The following is a 13,237-nucleotide window of genomic DNA, read 5'->3' as shown; positions in this document are numbered from 1 at the left end:
TTGTCACAAAGCCCTCCAGGCAGGTGGTCTAGACCACTTCGGCCCATAAAGGCTACTGGGGAAGCTCCGTTCACTGTCAATAGGTTGGAACTGTCGGGCTGGGCCGTGTTGTTCACTGCTCCGGGCGGAGCTGACGTTGTGCCGTGCTCGATGCTCAGCAGGAGCGGCAGCACCGGGCTTCATGCCGGGCGGGCTCAGCGAGTGAAGACGGTGCTGGCCAGGACCACATGGACGGCGGTGCCGCCGAGGATGCTCAACAGCGCATTGCGGCGCCACAGGTGCAGCCCGACGGTGACGGCCAGGGCGGCCATCGGGGCCAGCGCGCGCGTGTGGGTGAGGGGGAGGTCGCGCAGGCAGTAGGCGAGGAGGATCACCATGACACCGGCGGGCATGCGGGTGCTGAGGTACTGGACGGTTCTGCTGGAGCGCAGGGGCGTGAGGGCGGCGAAGGGCAGCACGCGCAGACCCCAGGTGACGGCGGCGGCGACGAGAACGGCGGCGACGGCGTAGTGCGTGTCAGGCATGGCTCGACTTCCTGCGGCTTGTGAGGTGGCGGGCCAGGAGGGCGGTGGTGAACAGAGTGAAGGCGGCCGGGAGCATCTGGCCCGGGAAGAGGAGCCGGGCGGCCAGGGCGCTGAGCAGTGCCAGTGCGGGGGTGGGCAGGTCGCCGCGCAGATCCCGGACCGCATCGAGGGCGAGGACGGTGAACAGGGCGGTGAGGGCGAAGTCCAGCCCGGTGACACTGGCAAGGATGCGGGAACCGAGCAGGGCCCCCACGGTCGAGCTGCCCGCCCAGTACACGTGCAGCAACAACTGCAGCCACAGGATGCGCCGACCGGACCAGGAACGGGCCCCCTCACCGGTGGTCAGCGCGTACGCCTCGTCACACATCGCGAAGGTGCTGTACGCCTTGCCGAGGCGGCCGATCACGCGGTCCAGAGGGAAGGACAGCGCGTAGAAGACATGCCGGACGTTCACCATGAACGCCGACAACGCGATCGCCGCGAGCGGGACCGCGGCGACGACCATGCCGATCAGCAGGAACTCGAACGATCCACCGAAGACGACCGCCGCGGACAGCGCCGCCCACCACCAGGGCAGCCCCGACTGCGTCACGAGCGCCCCGAAGGCGAGCCCGAGCGGAAGGAATCCCAGGCCTACACCGGCGGAGTCCTTGAAGGCCAAACGCGCCTCGGACGGTGCCGCGGACCGAGCCGCGGGCGCGGGCCGAGGCCGGCCACCGGTGGCGAGAGGAGGTGTACCCATGGCGAAATTTTAGGAAGAAACCCGCCTCATATGGTTACCGACTATGGCTCTATGCTGTTCTTGTGAGCAATGAATTCAGCATGGATACGCTCGACCGGGAAATTTTGTTTCATCTGCGTCAGGACGGGCGGCTGACCAACGTCGAGCTGGCCAAGCGGGTCGGCCTGACTCCGCCGCCCTGCCTGCGCCGCGTCAAGCGGCTGGAGGAGGCCGGCGTCATCACCGGCTACCGGGCCGTCATCTCCCGCGAGGCCCTGGGCCGCGGACTGGACGTCCTGATCGACGTTGAGATCTACGCCCAGGACCGCAGGAGCTTCGAGGAGTTCGAGGACACCGTGGCCTCCTACGAGGAGGTCGTCGAGTTTCGCCGCATGTACGGGCGCCCCGACTACTTCATCCGCGTGGCGGTCGCCGACCATGCCGCCTACGAGGCCTTCCTGACCGGCAAGCTCAGCGGCCTGCCTGCCGTCCGGCGCCTCGAATCCCACCTGACGATGAAGGAGATCAAGAACAACGAGTAGGGCGACATGAAGCGGCGTCGGCCCGGACAGGACCCAGTTCGCATCTGGGAGGCGTGTCTTGCCATGCCGACGGACCCTCACCGCGCTCCTCGATCCGCTGCCGGACGCGGCGAAAGACCTCTTCTTCCCTCTCAGTCAGGTGCCCGGTGCGTCGCCGTCGGGTGACAAATCCAGCATCGTGCGCCGGCAGGGACCGATTCTGCGGAGCCTGGTACCGCATGGACACCGATCACCAGGCGGCCTCGACGTCGGCAGTTGATCCACTACCGTCCAGGCCGTTCAAGAACAGGCGCTCAGCCGGGGTGAATCGGGGCGGTCCGGCTGCGGTCGTAGCGGGCCGACTGCATGGCACTCTATCGGCGGCCGACGCCCCGCTTCAACGATCGTTCATCAGCCAATGAGCGATCGACGACACACCGAGGATGTGCACTCTGAGGGTGGCCGCGCCTGCGCACGGGCGCCCCCCGTCCCGTCTGCCGCACATGGGATGGTCCGTATCGCATCGCCAGGGCGGCTTCGAGACGTGGCGCCGATGCGGGTCGGTGCTGGTCACGATCCGATCGCCGCTGTGTTCCGGATCGCTCCTCAGCTGATCCGCCAGGGACGGAGCTTCTCGGGGTTTCGCACCGCCCAGATATGCCTGATCCGGTCGCCCGCGATCTCGAACGCGAACACGGTCGCGATGTCGCCGTCCTGCCGCGCCACCAGACCGGGCACGCCGTTGACCGTGCACTCCAGGAACGTCGTGCGGTCGCCCGACACACGCGCGATCTCGGCGTAGGCACGTGCGATCTGCTCACCGCCCACGATCGGCTCCAGGTGTGTGACGGCCAGCCCGCCGCCGTCCGCGGTCGCGGTAGCTTCGGGATCGAGCAGGCCGATCAGGGCGTCGATGTCCTTGGCCTCCCAGGCCGTTTTGAACTGCCTGACGATGCCCGCCTGCCCGCCACTCGGGCCCGCCGCCGGGCTCTGCGCGGTGCGGATGCGGCGACGGGCCGACGAGGCCAGCTGGCGGCACGCCGCCGGAGTGCGGCCGACGATCTCGGCGACCTCGCCGAAGGGGTAGCGGAAGACGTCGTGCAGGACGAACGCGACTCGCTCGGCCGGGGTCATCGAATCGAGGACGACCAGGAAGGCCATCGTCACCGACTCGTCCAGGGTGACCCGATCGGCAAGGTCGATCCCGCCGACGCCGGAGCGCCCGGTGACCCACTCCGCGGGCTCGGGCAGCGGTTCCGGGATCCAGTCGCCCACGTACGACTCCCGCCTGACCCGCGCCGAGCCGAGCAGGTTCAGGCAGATGCGGCTGGCGACCGTCACCAGCCAGGCGCCGGGCGACTCGATGGCCTGCTGCTCCCCTGCGGACATGGCGTACCAGCGGGCGTAGGTCTCCTGCACGACGTCCTCGGCGTCGGCAAGGGACCCGAGGAGTCGATAGGCGAGGTTGATCAGCCGGCGCCGCTCGCTCATGATCGCGCTGAGGCCCGGATCGCTCTGATCATCGCCGGGCTCCGCTCTGGTGGTCATGGTCTGGCCGTCTCCCTCGCTCGCTTCCGTGGCTCTACCCGTTACGACAAGACAGCGCACCTGACTGTGAGGCCGACGCGCCGCCTCACATTCCCAACGGCTGCGTTGTCGTACCGGTGAAGACGACGACAAGACGCAGAGGAGACTTTCGATGAACGACTTCCAGGCCATCGCGGACCGCGTCGAGATCGAGGCACTGCGCGGCGAGTTCACCGACGCGGCGATGATGCGCGACCGGCCCCGCCTGGCCTCGCTGTTCACACCGGACGGTGCCCTGCGCATGCCCAACATCCCCGCCGAGCACATCGGCCGCGAGGAGATCCGTGCCGGGGGCGAGCGACTGCAGAGCCAGTGGGACTTCTTCGTACAGACCACACACCCCGGCACGATCCTGCTCGACGGCGACACCGCCACCGGCCGCGCCTACATCCAAGAACTCGTGCGAACCCTCGACGGACGCCAGGGTCTGAACTACGCCGTCTACCACGACCGCTACCAGCGCACCGCGGAGGGCTGGAAGTTCGCCGAGCGTGTGTACGAGGTCAGGTACCTCGACACCTCCCCGCTGGCGGGCGCGGCGCCCCACACGGCGCAGGGCTCCGGGACCGACCCGGCAGACACCACGGCCACCCCGGCTCCGGCCGCGTCCTTCGCCGCCCCGGCATCGGCCGAACGACTGGAGCGGGTGGCCACCGCACTGCGTGCCAACGGCTTCGCCGCCGAGATCCTCGACGACGCCGCGGCCGCGCGCGCCCGCGTCAAGGACCTGGTCCCCGAGGGCGCCGCCGTGCTCACCGGAGCCAGCGAAACCCTCCGGCTGTCCGGCATCGACGAGGACATCAACTCCGGCGGCCGGTACGACGCCATCAGGCCGCGCGTCCTGGGCATCGACCGGACCACCGGCGCCGACGAGATCCGAAGGCTGGTCGCCGGCCCCGAATTCGTCGTCAACAGCGTCGCCGCGGTCACCGAGACCGGTTCGCTCGTTCTTGCGTCGGGCAGCGGCAGCCAACTCCCTGCCAACGCGGGCGGCGCCGCCCACGCGGTGTGGATCGTCGGCGCGCAGAAGGTGGTGCCTGACCTGAGCACAGCGCTGCGCCGCGTCGAGGAGCACGCCCTTCCGCTGGAGAACGCCCGGGCCCAGGCGGTGTACGGGATGCCCAGCGCCGTCAACCGCCTGCTCATTCTCAACGCGGAACCCCGCCCGGGGCGCGGCACCGTGCTGCTCCTCCGTGAGGCCATCGGATACTGACCCGGCCCAGGGTCCCTTGGCTCATGGGCTCAGAGTCAGTCATTGACGGCGGCGGTCCGGACGGCGGCTTCGTAGCGGACTGCGAGCTTGTCGTACCGGGTCGCGACGGCACTGTGTCGCTCGAGGCGGTCGATTCCGCGTTCCACTGCATGTCGGCCCTTGTACAGCTCCTGGTCGAAGCTGTACTCGCGTCCGCCGTGCGAGCCTTCTTACAGGTCTGCGCGGTCGGAGCTCCGTGCTCTCTCAGCCGGCGTGGAGGATCCGAAAGCGCTCCGGTTCGACCGGATCTCGATCGACGACCTGGACCGGCGCCCAGGCCCATTGCCAAACGCTGATGCCTGGCGTGCGGGAGAACCGGATCCGCCCACGGGTGCCTTCGACTGCGACGCGCGGCCAGGATTCGGCAGTGCGCGCCCGGTCCGCGCCGTGAGAACGCAGCAATTCGGCGAGGACGGCGACCGTGTCGTAGCCCTCGAAGGCGACGAACGAGGGCGCATCGGCCAGCCGCTCGCAAAGGGCCGTCTCGACTCGTGCACCCAGTGGGCTGAGGCGCTCGGGCAGATAGCGCAGGAACGGGATCGCGGCGCCGTCGCCACCCAGCAACCTCGCCCATTCGGCGAACTCCGGTTGCCCGGCCGGAGCACCGATCATGATCTCGGTGAGGCGCTGGTCGCGGCGGACGGACTTGACGATCGGCACCGCCGGCTCCGGGTGGCCGACCAGAAGAAGGAGGGCTGTCGCGCCATGGTCGACGAGTTCGTCGCACACCGCGGTGGGGGCGAGCGCGCGCATGTCGAGCTCGATGATGGTGCCGCCGCGTGGAGCGAGGTAGTCCCGCAGAATGCGGGCGCCAGATGCCCAGTAGACACTCGGCTCGGCTGCGACGGCGATTCGACTGTGGCCCGCGCCGAGGAGGAAGTCCGCGTAGATCTGCCAGCCGTGTGACTGCGCCGGAGCGAGGCGCGCGACCCAATCCGTCGGCTGTTCGGTGAGCGCGTCGAGAACCGCTGATGAGCAGAGGAACGGCAGGCCGAGGGCGTCGGCCCCGGCAGCAGCGGCGCGAGCGACGACGCTGTGATACTCCCCCGCCAAGGCGGCCACGCCCAGGCGAGCCAATTCGTCTACGGCCGCGGCGGCCTTCTGTGGATCAGCCGCGGTGTCTCGGACCACCAGCTCGAGTGGTCTTCCGGAGATCCCGCCGGCGTCGTTGACTTCGCGAACGGCCAGCTCCATTCCGGCGAGCAGGTGTCGGCCTGCCTCGACCCAGCCTGGCCGAGTCAGCGGAACGAGAGCACCGATCCGGACGGCTGATTCGTCAGCCCGCTCCGCTCCGGTCGGCGACGGTGGCGTATTCATGTGGTGGCGTCTCCCGAGTGGCGATTCGGTGGCTGTTGGCCCGGATCGCCTAGTGAACGTGGGTGATGCCGAGCGTAACCGAGCTGAGAATGACCGGCTTCGGGCAGGGATCGAAGGTGCGGCACCCGCTCCAGGAGTCGATCAGGTCTCTGAGCCCTCGGCGCCTTGCCACCGCGCGTCGACCCCGGTTTCGCAGGTGATGCGCCGCTGTTCGAGGCAGTCGATGTCAGTGACGGTTGTCAGGCATTGGTTCGACGATTCCGACCCCGCGCGCGCTCATTGCCCTTTTCGGCACCCTCCTGCCGCCCCGATGCCCCAGCCTGCGAGAGTGGTCCCGTGCTGATGAGTCCTGAGAACACTCTGTTCGTTCGTGGTGCCACACCCGTGCTTCTGCTGGCCGACGCGCCCGTCCACGATGCCCTGCCGCTCCTGATCGCGCCGGACGGGGCGGTGCCCTTGTGTGAGGGCTGGAGCATCGTCCCCCGGCTCACCCTGTGCGTCGTGGACGGACCTGGGGACCAAGGACTGGTCGTACCCGCTCTCGCTGCGCCGGTGGTCGGCGGGGGCGACGAAGCTACGCCGTCGAGCGGCATGGGCGACTGGTGCGCGGACGCAGAGCAGGCCGGCGGAGCCGTCGTTCTGTCTTTGGACCACATACCCGAGGAACTCGACTGGTCTGCCGTGCTGTCCTCGGGCACCGCCCGCGGTGGCTTCATACCGGCGCTGGTCTGATCCACGGAGCGCCGGACTCACGCAGTCCGGCATGGCACTTGCTGACTGCGCGAGCCCTGAGCTCAGGATCTCCCCGTCCTCAAGGGACTTGAGCAGAGTACCGAGCCGTTCAACTGGGTTCTTGGGCAGCTCCCGAACAGTTTGCGATCGCCCCCGCGCCTCGGTCGAACGTCTGCCAACCGAGCTGAGTGAGGCAGGAAAACGAGACGGCCGCTGTGGGCGGTCGTTGTCAGTGGCCTCGCCCAAGGGCTGTCCTACCTTAAAGACGTGGGTCCGGTCTGGTCATTCGTAGGATCGGAGGCCCCGGGGGCTCCAGGTATGGCTGTAAAGGCTGAGACACCGGATGGCTTACGGGACTTGGCCGCCCGGAGCCCCTCGACGACTTGACCGCTGATTGGGAGACGCGACTCCGTCGCTGCTGTAGGACAACGCCGGCGAGGTCGTCTGCGGGATCGATATGGGACGAGCTGGTGGAGGGGAACGTGCCGGAGATCCGGGCCGGGGTGGACATCGGCAACACCCATCACCACGCCGTGGTACTCAACGCGGAGGGCGAGCGGTTGCTCTCGCGCCAGGTCCAGAACGACGAGGCTGAGCTGCTGGCACTGCTCGGCGACGTGCTCGCAATATCCGACGATGTGCTGTGGGCAGCCGACCTCAACCATGGTCGTGCTGCCCTGCTGATCGGCCTGCTTACCGCTCACGATCAGTCTGTCGCCTATCTCACCGGCCTGGCAGTGCACCGGGCCTCGGCCACCTATCGAGGTGAGGGAAAGACCGACGCGAAGGGCGCCTTCCTCATCGCCGACCAGGCCCGCATCCGCCGGGATCTGGGGCTGTCAGGCCCGGCGACGAAATCGCCATCGATCTGCAGCGGCTTGACTTCAGCATTGGCAAGTCCCGTAACTGATCTTGGCGGTCGTTGGTCAGGAATGGATCGTGGGGACCACCGGTGGGCCCCACCACCACGGTCGCGTCGTTCTCGTCGACCGTCCGGTTTGATCACTTGGCGTCCAAGGAGGCCCAGGGCGTGATGGGTGGCGGGCGGATCCACCTCGGGTGATGAGCGGCAGAGCCCCTGCTACTGTGCGCCGATGTCAGCGATCAAGAAGTTCCAAGTCACCTTTGACTGCGCAGAACCTGAGCGTCTCGCTCGTTTCTGGTGCGAGGTATTGGGCTATGTCGTACCGCCGCCACCGGAGGGGTTTGCCACTTGGGACGATTTCAATCGTTCGCAACCACCTGAGCAGCGGGACTCATGGTGCGCCTGCATAGATCCCTCAGGAGTGGGCCCGCGGCTGTACTTCCAGCGTGTCCCCGAAGGGAAGGCCGTCAAGAACCGGGTGCATCTTGATGTGCGGGTCGGCACCGGTCTCGTGGGTGAAGCGCGCCTCGCCGCGCTTGAGGCCGAATGTGCGCGGCTGGTCCCGCTCGGCGCGGTACACGTGCGAACGCTGTATGACGGCAACGATGCGTGCATCCCGATGCTGGACATCGAGGGCAACGAGTTCTGTATCGACTGAGCGTTCTCTGAGCCGGAGAGGCGGGGAGCCCCCTCCCTGGGGTCTCTCTGGTCTCATATGGGGCGGATAGTTTTCCCGTGAGGGCGAGGGTGTGGAGCCGGGCGGTGCCGAGCATGGCGGTGTGAACGCCGTCGCCTTTCAGACGGCAGTCGCGAAGGATCTTCCAGGCTTTCATCCGGGCGAAGTCGTGCTCGGCACGGGCGCGGACCTGCTTGTGGGACCGGTTGTGTTCCTCTTTCCAGTCCGGGAGTTCCTCGCCCTTGCGGCGACGGTGCGGAATGACCAGTCCGGTGCCCTGATGGCCGACGTCGGCGATGGTCATCGTGTTGCCGGCGGCGGCCTTGGCGCCGGATTCTTCCCAGCCGCGGGAGTCGTGCCGGTTGCCCGGCACGGGCCGGCCGACCACCACGACCAGGCGGGTGTCGGCGTCGATGACGACCTGGTGGGTCGTGGAACAACGGTGGTTCTTCGTCTGCTCAGCGACGGTGTGGTCCCGAGTGGGTACCAGCGTGCCGTCGACGGTGAGGACGGTGTCCTTACGGAACCGCCTGCGTGGCTGCACGGCGAGCATCGGCCATCGGAGCACAGTCTGCGCCTCGCAGTAGGCTGCCGATCCATGACCTCGGCTCTGCCCGACGGCCCGGCATCTTCCCCGCCGACGCCCCGACCTGAGACCAGTGCCGAGGAGAGAGACGACGACGCGCTGATCGAGAAGTTGCGCGTTCGCGCATGGGACCCGGGCCTGCGCTTCGATATGGAACATATGGCCGAACTGTATGCGGATGCTCCCCCGGGCCGTTGTTCCCCTCGATCACCATGGCCGAGGTTGAGCACGCTGAGAGCCGAATCGGACGACCACTGCCCGGGTTGCTCCGGCGCATCTACACCGAGGTCGCCAACGGGGGCTTCGGACCCGAGAGCGGCCTAGCGGCTTTGACCGACGGCAATCGCACACCGTTCTACCCAGTCGACTGGCCATCCGCAGTTCGCGCCCACGAACACCAACGCCTGCACGGGTTGCCGGCGTCGTGGCTCCACCTGACCTCAGGCGGCTGCTCAATGGAGTGGTACGTCTCACTGCTCGCCGTCGACAACCCGGTGCTCCTTTACGACGCTGGGGGCTGGCATCCCACACTGGGCCGGCGTCCCCACGACGGCCTGCTCCATGCGACCCTCTCACTGCGGCAATGGCTGTGGACCTGGGCCAACCGCGGCAACGTCTGGGACGGAACTCTCAGCCGCTGACACCCCTGGCGGTAGTCGAGGCGTACTACGCCCATCTCGTTCTGCAACGAGCAGTAACTCCGGTTCCGGGGCCTCTGACAGCTTCTCGGCGAGGGTCTGGAAGTTCTTGCGCGCGAGTGTGTCCTCGATGCTGCGAGCCTGAGGTTTCCGCACTTGCGCGAGCCTTGCGCGGGCTGCGAGTTACCGCCACAGTGGTCGGAGTTGGGCCGGTTTGAACCGACCGGCTTCTCGATTCGGTGACCGGAGTCAGCGTGACCGCATTTCCTGTTCTGCCCCATGAACTGCACGGCGATGGCCCGCACAAAGTGATCGCGGTACACGGCTGGTTCGCCGACCGCTCCGCCTACGATCCGGTGCTGCCGAATCTTGACCTGGCCTCGTTCCAGTACGCGGTAGTGGACCTGCGAGGGTACGGAGAGGCCAGGGACGTGAAGGGCGCGTACACCACGGCTGAGGGAGCCGCCGACGTGATCTCGCTGGCCGATCGGCTGGGCTGGGATCGGTTCTCGCTGGTCGGCCACTCGATGGGCGGTTGCGTCGCTCAGCGGACGGTGGCCGTCGCGCCTGGGCGGGTGCGCAGGATCGTGGGTGTGTCGCCAGTACCCGCATCCGGCCTGCCCCTACCGCCCGAGCAGTGGGAACTCTTCTCCGCTGCGGCAGACAACCCGGAGAACCGCCGGATCATCATCGACATCACCACGGGTGGCCGACGACCTTCGGCCTGGCTGGACCGCATGGTGCGTCGTTCGCTCGAACGCAGCGACGTGAAGGCGTTCCGGGCCTGGCTGGACTCCTGGGCGGGCGAGGACTTCCATGGCCAGATCGACGGTTCGCCCGTGCCGGCCCTGGCTGTCGTGGGCGCACTGGACCCGGCGCTGACGGCCGAGGTACAGCGTGCCACCTGGACGCGCTGGTTTCCGCGGGCCGAATTGGTGGAGTTGCCCTCGTGCGGTCACTACGCGATGGATGAGGCACCTCTCGACCTGATCGGGCTGATGGAAGACTTCCTACGGGCCGACGGGCAGAGCGACCGGGCGGGCGCGTGAGCGGGCAACACCCCGAAGCGGCGGGACGGGCGGCGGTACCGGATGTGTTCGACCCCAGGCGGTACGCGCAGGGCATCCCCCACGACCGCTACCGCGCGCTACGCGATCACCATCCCGTGGCGTGGCAGGAGGAGCCGGAGGTGCTCGGCTGGCCGGCCGGCACCGGCTTCTGGGCCGTCACCCGGCACCACGACGCCGTTCGCGTCCTGAGGGACTCCTCGACCTACTCCTCGTACCTGGGGGCCACCCAGATTCGTGACCCGGACCCCGACGACCTGCCGTTCATCCGCCGCATGATGCTCAACCAGGACCCACCGCACCACCGGCGACTGCGGGTCCTGGTCAGCCGTGCGTTCACCCCGAAGCGCCTGGATCGCTTCACCGCGGTCGTCCGCGAACGCGCCCGCTCCCTGCTCACCCGGGCGATCGCCAGGGCACAGACCACCGACGGCATCTGTGACCTCGTCGCCCAGGTCACCGACGACTACGCCCTGCTCAATCTCACCGACCTGCTGGGCGTACCGGACAGCGACCGAAGCCTCCTCCTGCACTGGACCCAGCGCGTCATCGGCTACCAGGACCCCGATGAGGCCGGGACACCGAGACTCGGGACGGACGCCAAGCCCATCAACCCGAGATCCCCGGCGTCGCTGAGGGACATGTTCGACTATGCGCTCTCCCTGGCGGCACACAAGCGGCAACACCCCGACGACGACGTGATGACAGCCCTCGCCATGGACCCGGAACTGACCGAGCCGGAACTGGAGATGTTCTTCTTCCTTCTGGTGGTGGCCGGGAACGACACGGTGCGCAGCGCGGCTCCCGGTGGCCTGCACCTCCTGGCCCAACATCCCGACGCATACCGCCGCCTGCGCGCCGCCGAGGTTAGGCTCACCACCGCCGTGGAAGAACTGCTGCGCCGCCATCCACCGGTCCTGACCTTCCGCCGCACCGCCGCCCAGGACACGGAACTGGCCGGCACGCGTATCCGCACCGGCGACAAGGTCGTCGTCTTCCACGCCTCGGCCAACCACGACGAACGTGTCTTCCACGACCCGTACGCCCTCGACCTCTCCCGCTCCCCGAACCCCCACATCTCCTTCGGTGACGGCCCCCACGTCTGCCTGGGCGCACACTTCGCCCGCCTCCAGCTACGAGCCTTGTACGACGAGGCCCGCAGCGCCCTGCCCGACCCACTCCGTCTCGCGTCCCCACCGCGCCGCCTGGTGTCGAACTTCATCAACGGCCTGAAAACCCTGCCCGTGCGGGTGGCCGGCTCCTCGTAGCCCGTCGTCGCTGCGGCATGACGCGGAAGGAACGCAGCACGGTGGTTCCGGCGCTGCTGGCGGAGCGCCTCGGCGTCCCGCAGGTCACCCTGCTCTTCGAGGTCTCCGTCTAGGACGGCACGGTCAAGGGTCGCCGGGATGGCGACGTTGCCTCCGAGCAGCTTCAGGCGTTGCTGCCGGCGGTGGTGTCGGTGACCGACCAGTCGGGTGAGGCCCGTTACCCGTCGTTCAAGGGCATCATGGCTGCGGGACCACCCGGTCGGCGGGCCATTGGGCCGTGCCGAAGCATGCCTCGGCTGCCTTGGAGAGCGGCCACAGGTCGAAGTGCTTGCTGCCGGGGCCACTCCCGTTGGAGTACTCGCCGCCCGCCACTCGTCCTCTGCTCAGCCACACCCGCAGTCTACGGAACTCGGCGTACACCGACCCGGTGGGCCGGTCGTGGCCGCGGAGGGCACGCGGAGGAGGACGACGCGCGGCTGCTCTCTGCCCGCGTCCGTACCGCAGCAGCGGTCACCTGCTGAGATCTGCCGCGAGGGCCATCATGAAGCCGAAGCCGAAGACGACGACGGCGACGATCCCGACAACCAGTAGCGAGCAGCAGGAAGCGATCGCCACCATGACCCATGCCCGTCCCACGGCTTGGCGATAGTCGCTGTCGTCGTCTCAGTTCTGATCGCCCATGTCCTCTCGCCGTGCACTGTACGGGGCGATCGGCGGAGCCAACTCGGCTGTGGCGTCTTGGTGATGAGCGCCGGCTGGCCCCATGCGCGCTCGTCTGCTGGGGACGCCCGAAGTCATCGTGGCAGGAGTTCCAAGGCCTGGTTACGCGTCGGTCGACAGGCCGGCAGCCCACTCGTTCGTCGTGACCACGTCGCCGCGGCGGTTGAAGACCTTGGTCAGCAGCATGTCGTGCAGGTCGGGGTGGGGGTCGGCGCAGGCGTCGGACAGGACGGTGACGCGGTAGTCCAGGTCGGCCGCCTGCAGAACGGTGGACAGGACGATGCCGCCGGTGGCGATGCCGGCCATGACGAGGTGGTCGATGTCCTGGGCGGCGAGGATCTGCTGGAGGTTGTTGCCCGCGAAGGCACTGACGCGGTTCTTGTGCACGACGATCTCGTCGCCGCGAGGGGCGACGTCCGGGTGGATGGCGGCACCGGGGTCGTCGGCGGTGAACAGGTGGAACGGCAGCGAGCCGAAGACCTTGTTGCGCGGATGGACGTCGGCGTGACCGGGGCGGAGCTGGAGGGCGACGTGGATGACGGGAAGCTGGGCGGCTCGGGCCGTTTCCAATGCCCGGACAGCGGTCGGCAGGTAGTCGGCGCGAACGTGGGCGAGGTGGTTGACCTGGAGGTCCATGGAGAGCAGAGCGGTGCGGGACACGGTCCGGCCTTTCACTACGGGTACTGGGTCTTGGGGATGGGGCTCGGTGTTCCGGCGCTCTCGCCGTACGGGGCTGCGGTGCGCAGGTCTCGGCCTCGGGCAC

The 13,237-nt window shown here is 68.2% G+C and carries 13 protein-coding genes and 3 pseudogenes; 9 read left to right on the top strand and 7 right to left on the bottom strand.

Features of this window, described 5'->3' with window-relative positions:
• Positions 1–194 precede the first annotated feature (194 nt).
• Both BZY54_RS12895 and BZY54_RS12890 read right to left on the bottom strand, forming a co-directional pair.
• Positions 195–524 carry a branched-chain amino acid transporter permease gene (locus BZY54_RS12895; protein ID WP_086725307.1) on the bottom strand — a complete coding sequence of 110 codons (330 nt, stop codon included), beginning with the start codon at positions 522–524 and terminating at the stop codon, positions 195–197.
• Positions 517–1,266 (bottom strand): AzlC family ABC transporter permease, encoded by a 750-nt coding sequence (locus BZY54_RS12890; protein WP_086725306.1) that lies wholly within the window; start codon positions 1,264–1,266, stop codon positions 517–519. The genes BZY54_RS12895 and BZY54_RS12890 overlap by 8 nt, the downstream gene beginning before the upstream one ends.
• Positions 1,267–1,346: 80 nt before the next feature.
• Here BZY54_RS12890 and BZY54_RS12885 point away from each other — a divergent pair, with 80 nt between their 5' ends.
• Positions 1,347–1,787: an Lrp/AsnC family transcriptional regulator gene (locus BZY54_RS12885; protein ID WP_208640640.1), complete on the top strand. Its 441-nt coding sequence runs from the start codon at positions 1,347–1,349 to the stop codon at positions 1,785–1,787.
• 585 nt (positions 1,788–2,372) lie between these two features.
• Here the strand turns inward: BZY54_RS12885 and sigJ are convergent.
• Entirely contained in the window at positions 2,373–3,314 is a 942-nt protein-coding gene (gene sigJ / locus BZY54_RS12880) for an RNA polymerase sigma factor SigJ (protein ID WP_086725304.1), read from the bottom strand.
• 151 nt (positions 3,315–3,465) lie between these two features.
• On the opposite strand from sigJ, the gene BZY54_RS12875 reads away from it, so the two are divergent.
• Positions 3,466–4,566: a nuclear transport factor 2 family protein gene (locus BZY54_RS12875; RefSeq protein WP_086725303.1), complete on the top strand. Its 1,101-nt coding sequence runs from the start codon at positions 3,466–3,468 to the stop codon at positions 4,564–4,566.
• 243 nt (positions 4,567–4,809) lie between these two features.
• On the opposite strand, the gene BZY54_RS12865 is transcribed toward BZY54_RS12875, so the two are convergent.
• On the bottom strand, positions 4,810–5,922 hold the full coding sequence (locus BZY54_RS12865) for an ABC transporter substrate-binding protein (RefSeq protein WP_086725302.1): 1,113 nt from the start codon (positions 5,920–5,922) through the stop codon (positions 4,810–4,812).
• Positions 5,923–6,264: 342 nt separating this feature from the next.
• On the opposite strand from BZY54_RS12865, the gene BZY54_RS12860 reads away from it, so the two are divergent.
• The 3 genes and pseudogenes from BZY54_RS12860 (at position 6,265) to BZY54_RS12845 (ending at position 8,177) form a co-directional block, all read left to right on the top strand.
• Positions 6,265–6,654 (top strand): hypothetical protein, encoded by a 390-nt coding sequence (locus tag BZY54_RS12860; RefSeq protein WP_244217132.1) that lies wholly within the window; start codon positions 6,265–6,267, stop codon positions 6,652–6,654.
• Between the two features lie 482 nt (positions 6,655–7,136).
• Positions 7,137–7,534: pseudogene (locus BZY54_RS12850) on the top strand (IS110 family transposase); the annotation flags it as partial.
• A 214-nt stretch (positions 7,535–7,748) separates the two neighbouring features.
• Positions 7,749–8,177, top strand: coding sequence for a VOC family protein (locus tag BZY54_RS12845; RefSeq protein ID WP_086725300.1), 429 nt, complete (start codon positions 7,749–7,751; stop codon positions 8,175–8,177).
• 73 nt (positions 8,178–8,250) lie between these two features.
• Here the strand turns inward: BZY54_RS12845 and BZY54_RS12840 are convergent.
• Positions 8,251–8,751, bottom strand: a pseudogene (locus tag BZY54_RS12840) (transposase); the annotation flags it as partial.
• A gap of 485 nt (positions 8,752–9,236) precedes the next feature.
• On the opposite strand from BZY54_RS12840, the gene BZY54_RS53115 reads away from it, so the two are divergent.
• From BZY54_RS53115 to BZY54_RS12820, 4 genes and pseudogenes are all read left to right on the top strand, one after another.
• A complete protein-coding gene (locus BZY54_RS53115; protein ID WP_244217129.1) occupies positions 9,237–9,422 on the top strand; it encodes a hypothetical protein in 186 nt (61 codons plus the stop codon).
• Between the two features lie 251 nt (positions 9,423–9,673).
• On the top strand, positions 9,674–10,468 hold the full coding sequence (locus BZY54_RS12830; protein ID WP_086725299.1) for an alpha/beta fold hydrolase: 795 nt from the start codon (positions 9,674–9,676) through the stop codon (positions 10,466–10,468).
• The gene (locus BZY54_RS12825; protein WP_086725298.1) at positions 10,465–11,754 is read left to right on the top strand and encodes a cytochrome P450; all 1,290 of its coding nucleotides are present in this window, start codon (positions 10,465–10,467) and stop codon (positions 11,752–11,754) included. The genes BZY54_RS12830 and BZY54_RS12825 overlap by 4 nt, the downstream gene beginning before the upstream one ends.
• A gap of 41 nt (positions 11,755–11,795) precedes the next feature.
• Positions 11,796–12,002, top strand: a pseudogene (locus BZY54_RS12820) (electron transfer flavoprotein subunit beta); the annotation flags it as partial.
• Positions 12,003–12,264: 262 nt separating this feature from the next.
• Here the strand turns inward: BZY54_RS12820 and BZY54_RS54740 are convergent.
• Together BZY54_RS54740 and BZY54_RS12810 are read right to left on the bottom strand one after the other, a co-directional pair.
• Positions 12,265–12,390 (bottom strand): hypothetical protein, encoded by a 126-nt coding sequence (locus tag BZY54_RS54740; RefSeq protein WP_279634681.1) that lies wholly within the window; start codon positions 12,388–12,390, stop codon positions 12,265–12,267.
• A 186-nt stretch (positions 12,391–12,576) separates the two neighbouring features.
• On the bottom strand, positions 12,577–13,134 hold the full coding sequence (locus BZY54_RS12810) for a cysteine hydrolase family protein (RefSeq protein ID WP_244217128.1): 558 nt from the start codon (positions 13,132–13,134) through the stop codon (positions 12,577–12,579).
• Positions 13,135–13,237: the final 103 nt, after the last annotated feature.

It is taken from the genome of Streptomyces carpinensis (genome assembly GCF_002154505.1).
Classification (GTDB): domain Bacteria; phylum Actinomycetota; class Actinomycetes; order Streptomycetales; family Streptomycetaceae; genus Streptomyces; species Streptomyces carpinensis.
The sequence above is the reverse complement of the archived record's forward strand: the minus strand, read 5'-3'. Positions and strand labels throughout refer to the sequence as shown.